This is a genomic window from Achromobacter sp. UMC46 (assembly GCF_014170335.1).
Classification (GTDB): Bacteria; Pseudomonadota; Gammaproteobacteria; order Burkholderiales; family Burkholderiaceae_B; genus Achromobacter.
On sequence record NZ_LZZS01000004.1, the window covers coordinates 483,543 to 500,112 of the forward strand.

At 69.5% G+C, this 16,570-nt stretch carries 3 protein-coding genes; all 3 read left to right on the forward strand.

Annotated elements, in window-relative coordinates; all coding sequences use genetic code 11:
• Positions 1-41: 41 nt before the first annotated feature.
• Complete coding sequence (locus A9973_RS05075; protein ID WP_183012670.1) at positions 42-12,605, forward strand: filamentous haemagglutinin family protein; 12,564 nt, start codon at positions 42-44, stop codon at positions 12,603-12,605.
• 330 nt (positions 12,606-12,935) lie between these two features.
• A complete protein-coding gene (locus A9973_RS05080) occupies positions 12,936-14,600 on the forward strand; it encodes a ShlB/FhaC/HecB family hemolysin secretion/activation protein (RefSeq protein WP_183012671.1) in 1,665 nt (554 codons plus the stop codon).
• 39 nt (positions 14,601-14,639) lie between these two features.
• Positions 14,640-16,562 (forward strand): DUF2341 domain-containing protein, encoded by a 1,923-nt coding sequence (locus tag A9973_RS05085; RefSeq protein WP_183012672.1) that lies wholly within the window; start codon positions 14,640-14,642, stop codon positions 16,560-16,562.
• Positions 16,563-16,570 lie beyond the last annotated feature (8 nt).

Consider the following 16,570-nt stretch of genomic DNA (forward strand, 5'->3'; position numbering starts at 1 on the left):
GTCTTGTTCTAGGTGGCGAACACGCGCGATTGGAACAAGGGATGGCGATCATGCAGGCACGGATGTCGGAAATGGGCGGCAAGAGGAACACGGCGCGCGCGCCGGGGCGCGGGCGCCCGAACTGGCGTCCGACGCCGCTGTCGCAGGCGGTGACGGCGCTGTTGATCGCGGGCAGCGCCAGCGGCGCGGCGCAGGCGCAGACACGCGCGTTCAGCCCCGGCTGGTTCTCCGACAAGAATGCCGTGCAGTCCACGGCGCAACGCACGGGCCGCATGCCGGACGGCAGCGTCGCGGGCATCGGCAGCAGCGTGCGCCAGCAGCAGCAATCTCGCCAGCAATTGCAGCGTTCGCTGGACAACCTGAACCGCACGGCCGCCGCGGTGGCGGCGCAGCAGGCCGCCCAGGCGGCGGCGCGCGCGGCGGCGGCCGCCAACGGCAGCGATGTGCCCGACGGCCTGGCTGAAGGCGGGCTGTGGGCGGCCGAGGGAGGCCTGGCGAAATGGGAAGGCGCGAAAGCCGCCAAACCCAGCGTGGAGAACGGCCGCCAGGTCGTCACCATCGAGCAAACGCAATCGCGGGCGATCCTGAACTGGGACACGTTCAACGTCGGCCGCAACACGACCGTGCAATTCAAGCAGGGCACGGACGACGCGGTGCTGAACCGCGTGGTCGGCGCATCGGCCAAACCCAGCCAGATCCAGGGTGCGATCAAAGCCGACGGCACGGTGATGGTGGTGAACCAGAACGGCGTGATCTTCTCCGGCACCAGCCAGGTGAATGCGCGCAATCTGGTGGCGGCAGCGGCCACGGTCACGGATGCGCAATTCCGCGACAAAGGGCTGTACGCCGACAACGGCGCGCAGCCGACCTTCCAGGACGCGCTGGGCCGCGTCGAGGTGCAGGCGGGCGCGTCCATCCGGACGGCGGTGCCGACGACCTCCACCACGGGCGGCGGCTATGTGCTGCTTCTGGGCAAGGAAACGGCGAACGCGGGCACGATCGACACGCCGGGCGGGCAGGCCCTGCTGGCGGCGGGCGACAGCTTCACGATCAAGCGCGGCCAAGGCACGTCGGGCAATCTCGTGTCCACCACGAAGGGCAATGAAGTGACGCCCGGCGGCACGCCGGGGCGCGTCGCGAACACCGGCTTGATCCAGGCGGCGACGGGCGACGTGACGCTGACGGGCGGCGATGTCGTGCAAGGCGGGGTGGTGTTGTCCAGCACGTCGGTGGACGCGCGGGGAACGGTGCACCTGAAAGCGGCGGGCGACGCCGGCAAGATCACCTTGGCGGAAAACAGCACGACGGCGATCTTGCTGGACCGCAGCGGCGCGCTGGCGTTGGACAGCCAGCGGGACGGCCTGCGAGTGCCGGTGACGACGCAGACGGATACGGCCTTGGTGGCGGCCGGTGCCGACCGGCGCGAGCTGTCTCGGGTGGAGATCGGCAGCTCCGGCACGGTGGACTTCGCGTCAGGCTCGATCACGCTGGCCACGGGCGGGCAGATCGCCGTGCACGCGTCGCAGCGCAGCCTGGTGCGCGACGGGGCGATCCTGGATGTGGCGGGCGCCGTGGGCGTGCCCGTCGCCATGGAGAACAACAACATCAAGATCAACGTCCAGGGCAATGAGCAGCGCGATGCGCCGATCAACCGGGACAGCGGCAAGCTCAACAGCAACGATGTGTGGGTCGACCTGCGCGATCTTGTCTTTGTGCCCGCCGGCACCAACGGCTACGCGACCGACCGCTGGTACACGGCCGGCGGCCTGCTGGAGGTCAGCGGCTACCTGGGCACGCAGGGGCACGCCGTCAACGAATGGATGGCGCAGGGCGGCAACGTGGAATTCACGGGCGGCGACGTCGTGACGCGCACCGGTTCGCAGATCAACGTGTCGGGCGGCACGCTGGACGTGCAGGACGGCATGATCCGGCAGACGTGGCTGCGCGGCGTGGACGGCAGGCTGTACGACGTGTCGCGTGCGCCGGGGGACCTGGCCTATGCGGGCCTGTACAAAGGGTACGAGGCGCAAAGCGAACGATGGGGCCAGACGCGCTACTTCTATAACCCGCTGATCGCGCCGCGCGAGCGCTTCGAGACCGGCTATACGGTGGGCCGGGACGCGGGCCGGCTGCTGATCGGCACCAAGAGCGCGGTGCTGGAAGGCGAGCTGATCGGCACGACGTTCCAGGGCGACCGGCAGAACGCCGCCGCGAAGGCCGGCCTGGATGGCTACCAGCAATCGCAGCGCGCGGTGGCACGCGGCGCGCAGCTGGTGGTGGGCACCTATATGCCGTACTACAACAAGACCACGGGCACGCTGCAGTACGTGCTGGGGCGCGGGGACGACACGGTCAATCAGGTGGTGCTGTCCGACCGGGTGGCGGCAGTCGCCGCCGGCCTGGACCTGGACACGGCGCTGCCCGCCGACCGCACGGGCATCCTGCAGCTGGATACGACGCGGCTCAATGGCTTTGGCCTGGGCGCCGTGAAGATCGCTGCGGGCGACATCACGGTGCAATCGGATCTGACGGTGGCCCCGGCGGGCGACATCACGCTGTTCGCAAACAATCTGGCGGTGGACGCCGCGCTGACGGCCAACGCTGGCAGCATCCGGCTGGGCAATGTGCTGTTCCAGGCCACGCCCGGCGGCATGGCCGACACCACGGCGGGCACGGCGAACGCGGGTGGCGGGCTGACCGACGACCGGCTGGCGCTGGGCGCGCGGGCACGCCTGGACACGTCGGGCCTGTGGGCCAACCTGGCGCAGGCGCCAGGGCAGACCGGCGACATGCCGTATCTGAACGGCGGCAGCGTGTCGCTGCGCAGCTCGCTGGATATTGATCTGCAAGCCGGCAGTGTGATTGACGTGAGCTCGGGCGCCGCGCTGCGCGGCAAGGGCAACGTCACCGGCGGCAAGGGCGGCAACGTGACCGTGGAAGCGGTGGCGGCCGGCACCGCCACCGGCGGTCGGCTGGTGCTGGATGCGGAACTGCGGGGCTATGGCGTCGAGGGCGGCGGCACGCTGGCCGTGACGGCGGGCAAGGTCGTGCTGGGCGCCAAACCATCTGACGCCGGCGACGACGTGCTGGCGCTGGCGGCGCCGTTGTTTCAGCAGGGGTTCTCGCGTTACGAGATCACCGGCAGCCGCGGCGCCTCGGTGGCCGAGGACACGCGCATCGACGTGTCGATGCCGGTGTACCGTCCGGTGAACGGCGCGGCCAGGATGGCGACGGGCGCGCCAGCCGGCGCGGCATTGGAAATCTGGCTGCCGCCGGTCTACCAGCATGACCCCGTGGCGGGCTCGGTGACGCGCCGTCGCGGCGCCAGTCTGTCGCTGCAAAGCGGCCGCAGCCTGTCGCTGCCGGGAGCGGATGCCGATGCGGCGTTGCTTGTCGACCGCGGCGCGCAGATCAATGTGGACCCGGGGCAGGCGATCCAATTGCGCGGCGCGGGCCAGATCACGGTGCTGGGCGCGTTGACGGCGGCCGGCGGCAAGATCGATATCCGCCAACTGGGCATGGGCGATATCGATGTGGCGGAGTCCATCGAGACCGCCGCGGGCCAAGTACACAACCGGTCGATCTGGATCGGCGAGCAGGCGGTGCTGAACGTGGCCGGCCGCGCGGAAACCGGCGTGGACGCGCAGGGCCGCCGCTATGGCGTGGCGGACGCAGGCGGCGTCATCGTGATCGGCGGCGAGATCAATCATGACCGCGCCACGGCGACCTCTTCCGACGCCTACGTCATCATCCGGCCGGGCGCGGTGCTGGATGCGTCCGGTTCGAGCGCGACCGTGGACGTCAACGGGGTGGGCCCCCTGCAGCTGGACCGCAACGGCGGCCGCATCGCGCTCAGTTCCTACAACGGCCTGTTCCTGGACGGCACGTTCATCGCGCGGGCCGGTGGCGCAAACGCCGCAGGCGGCGCCCTGGATATCGCGCTGGAAACGCCGCTGTACCTCGGCGCGGGCGAGAACCCGTCCAGCATGGAGGTGCAGGTGCCGCGCGAGCTGGTACTGGCAGCCGGCGCGGGCAACGCCCTGGCGTCGGATCTGAAGCCGGGCGAGACCGCCGACGCGCTGCGCTACGGGCAGGCCCGACTGGACGTCGCGCGCCTGTTGGCGGGCGGGGGCTTTGATCAGTTGGGGCTGCTGTCCAATGGTTTGATGTCGTTTGACGGCGCGATCGATATCGCGCTCGGCCAAAGCCTGCATCTGTACGCCGGCGCGTTTTCGCTGGCGCCGGACGCCGACGCGGCAACGCGCGTGAACCTGGCGGCGTCTCAGGTGCGCCTGTCCGGGCCGGGCAAGTACACCGCTACCAACGGCGTGATCCGGCCGCGCGTGCTGTTCGGCGATGCGCCGTCAATGGGGACGGGCGTCTTCACGGTGCACGCCACCGACCTGCTGGAAGTGGGCAATAGCCTGTCGTTTGGCACCCAGGGCAGCATCAACCGCAGCGTGGGCGGCCTTTTGGCGGTGGCGCGGCCGGGTTTTGACCGGGTGACGCTGGAAAGCGGTGGCGACCTGCGCTTCTTGCTGAATAACGACAGCGAGCCGCGCACCCGACTGTGGACGCGCGGCGATCTGGACCTGATCGCCGCGCAGTTGTACCCGGTGACGGGCGCTGAGGCCGAGGTGCTGGCCGGCTATACCCGCAACCCGGTTTCCGGCATCAATGTGTTCGATCCGACCCGCATGCTGCGAGTGGGCCGGTCCGGCGGGGCCACTGCGCCGTTGCCGGCCGTGCCGTATTCGGCGTTTGGCTCGCTGCGCCTGGCGGCGACCAACGTGGAGCAGGGCGGCGTGGTGCGCGCGCCGCTGGGCGCCATCGTCTTGGGCGATGTGAGTTCGACGTCAGGCACGCAGCGCCTGACGTTGCTGCCGGGTAGCGTGACCTCGGTCAGCGGCGCCGGGCTATGGATGCCCTACGGCGGCACGACCGATGGCGTGTCGTACAAGTTCAAGGGCGCGGAAGTCGCGCTGGTGGGCGCGGGCGGCGCCACCGGATCGGGCAGCGGCGCGTCGTTGCGCACGGGCATCACACTGGGATTCCGCGATGTGGATGCGCTGCCGGGATCGGTGCTGGACCTGTCCGGCGGCGGTGAACTGACCGGCGCGGGCTTCGTGTCCGGACGTGGTGGCTCGACCGACGCGCGCTATTCCCCGCTGGTGCGCAACGATCCCAAGGGCGGTTTCACCTTGCCCGGGCTGGCGGACAACCCCGTCTATGCCATCGTGCCGGGCGTGCAGCCGGGCTATGCGCCGGCCGGCGGTGAAGCCGGCGCCTCGGCCCCGGGTCTGGGGCGGCAAATCACCATCGGGGCGGGTGTGCCGGGCTTGCCGGCCGGCACCTATACGTTGATGCCGTCGACCTATGCCTTGTTGCCTGGCGCGTTCCGCGTCGAAATCAATACGGGGGCGACGGCGGGCGCCGCCATGGTGCCGGCGCAGATGCGCAACCTGTCGTGGGCGGCCAGCGGCACGCTGTCCACCGCCGGCACGCGGGTGGCCGATAGCTTGGCGACCCCCGTCATCCTGACGCCGGCCAACGTGCTGCGCACCTATTCGCAATACAACGAGACCAGCTACGCCAACTTTGTGCGTGCCGATGCGGCCACGCGCGGCGTGCCGCGCGCGATGCTGCCGGCCGACGGCCGGACCTTGCGCCTGGCGGTCCATGCCGGGTCGCAGGACGGGCAGGCGCTGCGCTTTGACGGTCTGGCCGATTTCAAAGCCGCCGAGGGCGGCTTTGGGGGGGCGGCGGCGCTCACCGGCGGCAGTACGAGCGTCGAGATCCTGGCGGCGGGCCAGGCGCCCACTGCGGGCTTTGCGGGCGCCTCGGTGCAGGCCGATGCGCTGGTCGCACTGGGCGCCAGCCGGTTGGTGATCGGCGCGCTGCCGGTGGTGATGTACGGCCAGGGCGGCCGCTTCTACACGTTCCAGGGCGGTGCCAACGAAGTGGTGATGCGCGCCGGCGCGCAACTGGCTGCGCCCGAGGTGTTGATTTCGTCGCGGACGATCGAGCTTGAAGCGGGCGCCGGCATTTCGACGCTGGGTCGCGGCGCGCCGTCGGTGGATTCGACCAACGGGTATGCGTTTGAACCGGGCAGCACGGGGTTGCTGGCCGTGTCCAACGGCCGCCTGGATGTCCTGGCGCCTGATGCGCTGGGCGCGGGCATGATCCGCATCGGCACCTGCGCGGCGCTGCCCTGCGAGGGCGTGACGCGGCTGTATTCCGAGGGCACGATCGCCGCGGCCACCAACGGCACCTTCGACCTGGGCGAGCAGGTGTCGTATGGCACCCGCAACCTGACGCTGGCGGTCGGGGCGATCAACGCGGGCACCGCCGATGCGCTGGCGCAGGCGGCCGCGCGCGGCGTGCTGCCCAACGGGCTGACGCTGAACCAGACCATCCTGGGGCGTCTGCTGCGCGGCGACACCAGCACCGGCGCCCCGGCGTTGGAGCGGCTGACGCTGACGGCGCGCGAGTCCATGAATTTCTACGGCACCGTCGCGCTGGATACACGCGATCCGCTTACCGGCAAGTACAGTCTGGCCACGCTGTCTTTGGGTACGCCGGCCATCTACGGCTACGGCGCTGCCGGCGACGAGGCCAGCATCCGCACCCAGAACCTGATCTGGAGCGGCGCCACGCAGGCGCCGGGGGCGGTGGCGGCAGGCGGGGCCGGCACGGGCCACGGTGTGCTGCGCATCGAAGCCGAACGCATCGAGTTCGGCTACGGCCAGGGGGCGCAGCCCAGCGGGCTGGACGACAACGGCCGCCTGGCGCTGGGCTTTGCCAGCGTCAACCTGAACGCCAGCGAACGCATCACGGCCAATCACCGCGGCAGCCTGGCGGTGTATGAATCGCAAGGCGCGTATGCCAGCGGCAGCGGCTACACCTACAGCGGCGGAAATCTCAACCTGAACACGCCGCTGTTGACCGGGTTGGCGGGATCGGTGAACAAGATCACGGCCGGCGGCGACGTGCGCGTGGCGGCCGCGCCGGGCGCGCAGGCGGCAACCGTGCAGGAATTGGGCGCGGAACTGAGCCTGGCGGGCGCCAATGTGCGCGTGGACGGCGCCATCGTGCTGCCCAGCGGCAAGCTGACGCTGCAAGGCCGCGACAGCGTGGTGCTGGGCGCCGCGTCGCAACTGGACCTGGCCGGCCGCGCCATCGCCTTCAACGACGTGTTGCGCTATAGCTGGGGTGGCGACCTGATCCTGGAAAGCAGCCAGGGCGGCATCCGGCAAGAGGCCGGCTCGGTGATCGATCTGTCGGCCAAGGAGAACAACGCCGGCAGCCTGCGGGCCGTGGCGCTGGCGGCAGGCGCGGGTCAGGTGGAGCTGCTGGGCCGCATCGTGGGCGCCAGTTCGGGTCACTACGACGCCGGCGGCACCGCAGTGCCGTACCGCGCGGGCAGCGTCGATATCCGCGCGCAGCGGCTGGGGGCGGCGGGCGCCTTGAATGCCGATTTCGACGCGCTGAATCAACGCCTGAACGACGGCGGCGTGTTCGGGGCACGTAGTTTCCAGATCAAGCAAGGCAGCCTGACGGTCGGCGATACGCTGCGCGCCAACGATGTCAACCTGTCGATCGACGGCGGCAGCCTGATGGTGGCGGGCCGGGTGGACGCCAGCGGCGAGCGGGTAGGCCGCATCCGCCTGGCGGCGCGGGACGGCTTGACGCTGGCGGGGGCGTCGGTGCTGGATGCGCACAGCACGGTGATGCGCGTGGACAGCTACGGCAAGATCATCGACGCGCCGAACCGCGCGGTGGTGGAACTGAATTCCGGCCAAGGCGTGCTGACCCTGGCCAGCGGCGCGCGCATCGACCTGCGTCACGGCACCTTGGCCACGGGGCAGCACGACGGCGTGCAACGCGGCACGCTGGAACTGCTGGCGCCACGCATCGACGCGGCCGGCAATACGGGAATCAACGGCGGCGGGGCACCGGGTTCCGCCGCCCGCTATGGCGATATCGCCATCGAGGCGCGTGGCCCGCTCGCGATCGACGGCGCCAAGTCGATCACGCTGACTGCCATGCAGCGCTATGACGACGCCGATGTGGGCAACTCCGGCGACCGGACCAACGGCCGCGAGTACCAGATCATCAATCAGGCCTACCTGGAAGCCAAGCACGGCGACAGCACCGCCTTCATGGGCGGCGCGGTGGTCAATGGCAACTTGATCAACGGCAAGCTGGCTGGCTTGAACAACGCCACGTATCGTGACGTGTTCCATCTGCGCCCGGGCGTGGAAATCGTCAGCAAGACCGCCGACGGTGATCTGGTGGTGCAGGGCGACCTGGACCTGTCGCGCTACCGCTATGCGGGCGTAAACCCGAGCTCGCCGCTGACGGGGGTGTACGGCTCGGGCGAGGCCGGCGCGCTGATCCTGCGCGCCAAGGGCAACCTGGATGTCTACGGCAGCATCAACGACGGCTTCGCGCCGCCGGCCGCCACGCCGGACGACGAGCACGGCTGGGTGCTGACGCCCGGCGTGCAGCCGTTTGGCGGCGACGTGGTGTTGCCGCGCGGCGGCGTCACGCTTGCCGACGGCACCGAGTTCCCCGGCGGCAAGACGCTGAACTATCCCTTGCCCCTGAAGGCCGTGAAACTGGCGGCGGGCACCCGCTTGCCGGTGGAGGCCGCGCTCGACCAGGAACTGTCTCTCGCCAGCGGCACGGTGCTTTCCGGCGACGTGCGGGATGCGTCTGGCCAACTGCTGTACGGCGCCGGCACGGTACTGAACCAGGCGGTGGACCTGCCCGCCGGCACGCGCCTGGGGGCGGGCACGCTGCTGGCCGGCGGCACGTCGCTGCAGTCGTTCACCTGGCCCGCGAACGTGGCCCTGCCCAATCTGTACACCACGCAGGGCTATGAGCCGAACGTGCTGCTGATGGAGGGCACCATTACGCTCAAGCAAGGCGCGTTCATTCCGTCGCAGACCAAGCTGGTATTCCCGGCGGGGACCGACTATGTGGACCTGCGGCCCGGCACGCCGGCAGATCAGCGGCGCAATTGGGCCGTGGCCCAGATGCTGCCCGCAGGCAGCCAGTCGTGGTCGGTGCAACTGGTGGCCGGCGCCGACCTGGACGCGGCCGATCCGCGCCGGGTGCTGACCGGGCCGGCCGCCGGCAAGCTGACGCTGGCGGACACGCATTACAACGCCAGCCTGGTCCAGGGCGGCGGGTGGGTCTGGGGGCCGGACGCCGAACAGTCAGGCTTCGAGCCCGGCACGCCGGTGCCGGACGACATGGCATGGCTTTGCGACGTGATCGAAGGATTCTGCGAGCGCGGTGACGCCAACGCGGTTTCGGTGACGCCGCATACGCAGAATTTCAGCGTGCTGCGCACCGGCACCGGTGACCTGGACCTGAACGCGGGCGGCGATATCAGCCTGATGTCGGCCTATGGCGTGTACACCGCCGGCACGCAGTCGGCGAACATCGCGTCCGCCTACCAATTGCCGCGCGGACGATTCGGCGCCACGGTGCTGGGCGACGACCATGCGGCGACCTATGAGCCGTTCGTGACGGCGGGCAGCGGTTACCAGGCCTGGTATCCCGAAGCCGGCGGCAACCTCAGCCTGTACGCCGGCGGCGCATTGCGCGGCGACGCGTGGGGCCAGACTGCGCAAAGCACGTTCGATGCCCGCAGGGTGGACGCCAGCGTGGGCGTCGGCAATTGGCTGTGGCGCCAGGGGACGGGCAGCGCCAACGGCGGCGATACGCCAACCGCATGGTGGATCAACTTCGGCAGCTACACCCAGGCACCGTCGGACTTCAAGGACACCACGCCGCTGCTGGTGGGCTTTACCGGCTTTGGCGCGCTGGGCGGCGGCAATGTCAGCGTGCGCACCGATGGTGATGCCGGCAACATCGAGGCGCGCGGTTCGCGCAGCACCCCGCGCAGCCAGGGTCTGGTCGTGGCGGTGGGCAGCTCCGGCCGCATCGCGGCCGACGGCGGCATGACGTTGACCGGCGGCGGAGATATCGACCTGCGCATCGGCGGGGCGCTCAACCCCACGCAGAATGCCCGCGGCGGCGTGTCGTCGACCTCCGGGCCCACGCCGTATTACGGCGATCCCGCCATCGACATGCAAGGCGCGCTGATCAACCTGCGCGGCAATGTGCAGTTCGCGGGCGGCGCGATCGGCGGGCTGGACCTGCGCTACAGCAGCCAGCCGGCCCTGCGCGACGCCAAGGACAGCCGCGGCTTCGATCCCTATGAATCGTCGCTGGCCAGCGCCACCGGCGGGTTGGCGCTGATTCCGGGCGATGCGGTGATCCGGCTGGACACGCGTGGCGACCTGGTGGTGGGCGGCGCCAGCGATCCGGGCCGTGTCGCGTTGCAGAACAGCACGCCGTTCCGGTTGCGCGACGGCACGCGGATCGATGGCGGCGGCTACAGCTGGTTTTCGATGTGGACGGCCAACACCGCCATTGAACTGTCCAGCGCGGGCGGCAACCTGACGCCCAGCCGGCAGACGTCGCACAGCGCCCAAAGCCTGGCGCTGCAGACCGGCCGCAACACGTCCGCGTCGGATGCGCGCTATTTGTACCCGTCGATCCTGCGCGCCACCGCGTACGACGGCAGCATCTACGCGGGCGTCTCGGCCGGCTACCTGAACGCCGAGGACGGCGGCCTGCCGTATTCGCTGACGCTGGCGCCCGGCGCGCGCGGCCAGCTTGAACTGCTGGCGGGCAATTCGATTTACGCGGGCGGCTACGCCATCAACCGCTCGGGGGCCGATCCGGCCAGCGTGGCCAATGTGCTGGCCCCGGCGTTCGCGGGCTATACCTCGCAGGCCACCAGCGCGGTCACCTTGAGCAACCAGGGCGCCAACGGCATCGTCGGCGCTCGCAACGCGCACTTTCCGTTGTTCTACTTCGAGGCGCCCACGGCCAGTGCGGCCGGGTCCGACCAGGTCACGCGCCTGTATGCCCGCGACGGCGACATCGTGGGGCTGCGCAGCGGCGAAACGCTGGCGATCATCGCGGGCCCCAACCTGGGGCAGGCCTGGTACGAGGCGTCGGGTCCCGTGTGGATGATGGCCGGACGCGACATCGTGGCGTCGGGCACCGATACCGGCGCGCAATTGAACGTGCCTACAACCAACGGCTACTACTTTGCGGCGGGCGTGGCCTCGGCCACCTCTTCCGGCAATCTGTTCCTGCACCGCGATGCGCTGGACGTGTCGCGGGTGTCGGCGGGCCGCGACATTCTCTACAGTTCGTTCCAGGTGGCCGGCCCCGGCACGCTGGAAGTCACTGCCGGCCGCCATGTGCTGATGGGCGACCGGGCGTCGATCAACAGCCTGGGCGCGGTGATGCCGGGCGACCACCGCCCCGGCGCATCGATCGCCGTGCTGGCGGGCGTGGGCGCCAAGGGGCCCGATTACGCGGGCTTTCTGGCGCGGTATCTGGACCCGGCCAAGGCGGCGGACCCGAGCCGCCCGCTGGTGGATCAGGGCCTGGCGTTCAAGACGTACGAGGCTGAACTGTTGCTGTGGTTGACGCAGCGGTACGGCTTTTCAGGCAGCACGGACGACGCGCGCGCTTATTTTTCGGCGTTGCCGGCGGAGCAGCAGCGCGTCTTCGCGCGACAGGTCTACTTCGCGGAGCTGCGTTCCGGCGGGCGGGAATACAACGACAAGGCCAACCCGCGCAACGGCAGCTACTTGCGGGGCCGCCAGGCCATCGCCGCGCTGTTCCCCGACACGGCGCCGGGGGCGTATCAAGGCGACCTCACGCTATATGGCGCATCGGGCATCCGCAGCAGCTTCGGCGGCGATATCCAGCTGATGACGCCGGGCGGGCAGCAGGTGTTCGGCGTGGAGGGCGTCGCGCCGCCGGCTTCCGCGGGCATCATCACGCAGGGCGAAGGCAGCATCCAGCTGTACGCGCTGGGCAGCATCCTGCTGGGCCAAAGCCGGGTGATGACGACGTTTGGCGGCGGCATCACGGCGTGGTCGGCCCAAGGCGACATCAACGCGGGCCGCGGTTCCAAGACAACGGTGCTATACACGCCGCCCAAGCGCGTCTATGACGCGTTCGGCAACGTGACCCTGTCGCCGAACGCGCCCAGCACCGGCGCGGGCATCGCGACGCTGGCGCCGTTGCCGGAGGTGCCGGCCGGCGACGTCGACCTGTATGCACCGCTGGGCACCATCGATGCGGGCGAAGCCGGCATCCGCGTGTCGGGCAACGTGAACATCGCAGCCCTGCAGGTGGTGAACGCGGCCAACATCCAGGCGCAGGGCGACAGCGCGGGCGTGCCGGTGACGGCGTCCGTCAACACCGGCGCGCTGTCGTCGGCCAGCGCGGCGGCGACTTCGGCGGTCAATGCGGCGCAGGATTCCGCCCAGCGCGCCCAGAGCCAGGCGCGTCAGAACCAGCCCTCGGTGATCAACGTGCAGATCCTGGGATATGGCGACGAGCCCGTGGCGGGCGCCGCGCCCGTGCCGCAGGGCAGCCCGTCGGCGGCCGCGCCGGCGTATGACCGCGCCAGCGCCGTTCAGGTGCTGGGCGCGGGGCCGCTGGACACCAGCGAAGCCGCGTCGCTGAGCGCCGACGAACGACGCAAGCTGACGATGTGAACATGACCGCCGGCAAGCCGCCGGCGGTCATCGGTTTGTCATGAAGCGGCCAGCATCCCCTGGCCGCTTTTTTTCGCCTTGCACGCTAGCGCCGTCATCTCGCACGGCCAGAATCGCCGCCGGGCAGTCCGCGCCTTGCGGCCGCCGATTCTTTTTCATGAAGTTTTTCTTACAACGCGCGGTCTTCGCCTTCCCAGTACGTCTAGTAACAAGCAGAAGCTGTGGACGCGAGGTAGCGGGCCAAAACCGTAACGGGATTGTCGCGAAGCGCATGGCACGGCAGCGGCCGGCACCAGGCCGGATTTCACACAAGGAACTGAGTGCATCGCTATGCATGATTTCGAAAGTAGGGGCTGCGCGTTGCGCGCCATATTGCGCCGCGCGCCGCAAGCATTCGTTCTGACCGCCGGCGTCCTGGGCGGCTCCGCGGCCTGGGCGCAGCAGGCGCCGGCTCCCGAGGCCGCTTCCGAAGCCGCACCCGCCGCCGCAGCCGCATCCGACGGCCGCCGCGTCAACATCAACGAGTACATCGTGCGCGGCAACACCGTGCTGGAAGCCCGCGACATCGAACGCGCCGTCTACCCCTACCTGGGGCCGGACCGCACGCTGGCCGACATCGAGTCCGCGCGCGAAGCCTTGCAAACCATCTATCAGGAACGCGGCTACCAGTCGGTCTACGTCGATCTGCCCGAACAACAGGTCGCCGACGGCATCGTGTTCCTGCAAGTGTCCGAGACCAAGGTGGGACGGGTGCGGGTGGTGGGTGCGCAGCATTACTCGCCGCTTGCGATCCGCGACGAGGTGCCGGCGCTGCAGGAAGGCCAGGTGCCCAACTTCAACCGCGCGCAGGCCGAACTGACCAGCCTGAACAAGGGCGCCAGCCGCCAGGTCGTGCCGCTGGTGAAGGAAGGGCGCATGCCGGGCACGATGGACGTGGACCTGAAGGTCGAGGACAAGAGCCCCTGGCATGCCAGCATGGGCCTGAACAACGACTACAGCGCCGACACCTCGCGCCTGCGCAGCACGGCGTCCCTGGGCTACGACAACCTGTGGCAACTGGGCCATTCCGTCAGCCTGACCTTCTTCACCGCGCCGCAGGAAACCGACAATGCCAAGGTCTGGTCGGGGTCGTATTCCATGCCGCTGTCCAGCCGCTGGGGCTTGCAGTTCTCGGGTTACAAGAGCGACAGCAACGTGGCGACCATCGGCGGCACCAATGTGCTGGGCAAGGGTTATTCCTTCGGCTTGTCCGCCATCTACACGATGGAGCCGCAGGGCGATTGGAGCAATTCGCTGTCCGTCGGCCTGGATTACAAGAAGTTCGACGAGTCCACGCGTTTCGGCGCCAACGAAGACCAGATCCCGATCAAGTACCTGCCGTTCACGCTGGGCTACAACGGCTATCGCTATTCCGAGTCGTCGCAGAGCAGCGTGGGGCTGTCCATCGTGGGCGCCAGCGGTTCGTTCTTCAACCAGGGCAGCGACTGGAAGGAATTCGACGACAAACGCTATCAAGCCAGCCCCAGCTTCGCCTTGCTGCGTGGCGACGGCACGCATACGCAGAACCTGTTCGGCGATTGGCAGCTGGGCCTGCGCGGCTCGTTCCAGCTGGCCTCGGGCGCCCTGGTGTCCAACGAACAGTTCTCGGCCGGCGGCGCGACCAGCGTGCGCGGCTACCTGGCCGCCGAACGCACGGGCGACGACGGCGTCCTGGGTTCGGTGGAATGGCGCACGCCGTCGCTGGCCCGCTGGCTGGGCGCGAATGTCAACGAATGGCGCTTCTACGCATTTGCCGACGCCGCCACCTTGCGCCTGCGCGACCCGCTGCCCGAACAGGATTCCAGCTTCTCGCTGGCCAGCGTCGGCCTGGGCACGCGCCTGCAAGTGCTGGATTGGCTGTCCGGCTCGCTGGACTGGGGCTATCCGCTCAAGGACGGCCCGAACACACGCAAACACGATCCCCGCCTGAACTTCAGCGTACGCGCCAGCTTCTGAGCGCACGCGTTTTACCTCATTCATCCCGGAGTCCCGACCATGCAACGCCTATTGATACTCCTGCTGACCGTGCTGGCCGGCCTATTGCCGGCCGCCGCCAACGCCTGGTGGCAGCCCGACTGGCAGTACCGCAAACAGATCACTGTCGACAGCACCGCGCAGGGCATGCCGCTGGGCGGCCCGGCCGGCCGCACGCCGTTGCTGGTGCGCCTGCACACCGGCAACTTCACGTTCGACGGCATCAACGAGAAGGGCGCCGACATCCGCTTCGTGGGCGCCGACGACCAGACCGTGCTGAACCACCAGGTGGAAGCCTTCGATCCCTTGCTGGGCATGGCGTTGGTGTGGGTGGACGTGCCTGAAGTGGCCGACGGCCAGCGCCAGGACATCTGGATGTACTACGGCAACCAGAAAGCGCCCGTCTCGGCCAATGGCCAATTGACGTTCGACCCGAACTACACGCTGGTCTACCACTTCGACGGCGCCGCCGGCGCGCCCCCGCGCGACACCACCGCCTACAGCAACCACGGCCAGACCCCGACGGGCGCCACGGTGGACGGCGTCATCGGTCGCGCCGCGCAGTTCACGGGTGCGGCGCCGCTGATGCTGCCCGCCAGCCCGTCGCTGGCCATCCCCGCCGCTGGCGCCTTCACGTTCAGCGCCTGGGTCCGCGCCGACCAGCCGGCCGGCGAACAACTGGTCTACGCCCGCCGCGATGCCGGCAACGCTTTGCTGATCGGTATCAACCAGGGCGTGCCGTTCGTGGAAGTGAACGGCCAGCGCAGCCAGCCCGGCCAGCCGCTGACGCCCGCTGCCTGGCAGCACCTGGCCGTGACGGCCGATGGCAGCCAGGTCCATTTGTACGTGAACGGCCGCGCCACCGCGTCGCTGGCCGCCAGCCTGCCGCCGCTTGGCACCACGGCCGCCCTGGGTGGCGACGTGCCGGCGCCGGCCGCGCCCGTGGCGCCCGCCGCCATGCCCGCTGCGGACGGCACGGTGCCTGCCGACGCCGCGCCGGCTCCCGCGCCGCATCCGGTCTATGCGCCGTTCGTGGGCGCCATCGACGAAGTGCGCCTGTCCAAGGTGGCGCGTCCCGCCTCCTTGATTTACGCCGATGCCAGTTCGCAAGGCGCCGAGTCGCGCCTGGTCGCCTACGGCGCGGATGAAGAGCAGTCGGGCTTCGGCTTCGGCGGCATGGGCTTCCTGCTCAAGGCGGTGCCGATCGACGCCTGGGTCATCATCGGCGTGCTGGTGCTGATGATGGTGCAGTCCTGGATCATCATGATCAAGAAGAGCCGCCACGTGGCCCGCCTGGCGCGCGCCAACGAGGCCTTCCGGGAATCGTTCGCCAATGTCGGCAAGCGCCTGGAGATGCTGGCGGACGACGTCGGCCTGGCCCAGCGCCTGGAACATGCCTCGCTGTGGCGCCTGTACCGCGTGGCCATCAACGAAATCCGCACGCGCCGCTCGCAGGGCGCCGACACGACGTCGATCTCGGCCGCCACGATCGAAGCCATCCGCGCGTCGATGGACGCCGTGCGCACCAAGGAAAACCAGGTGCTTGGCTCGAAGTTGGGCTCGCTGTCCAACGCCATCGCCGGCGGTCCCTACATCGGCCTTCTGGGCACGGTGCTGGGCATCATGGTGGTGTTCCTGGGCACGGCCATGGCCGGCGACGTGAATATCAACGCCATCGCCCCGGGCATGGCCGCGGCCTTGCTGGCCACCGCGATGGGCCTGTTCGTCGCCATTCCCGCGCTGTTTGGCTACAACCGCCTGGTGTCGCGCAACAAGGAAGTCAGCGCCGACATGCGCGTGTTCGTCGACGAATTCGTCACGCGCCTGGCCGAAGTGCACGGCGAAACGCAGGCGCAGGAAGTCGCCCATCACCCCGCAACGCGTGCGCCGGCGGGTAGCCGACCGGCCGCGCGCGATGCGCAACCCGCGCCCGCCGAGGCATAAGGAGCATC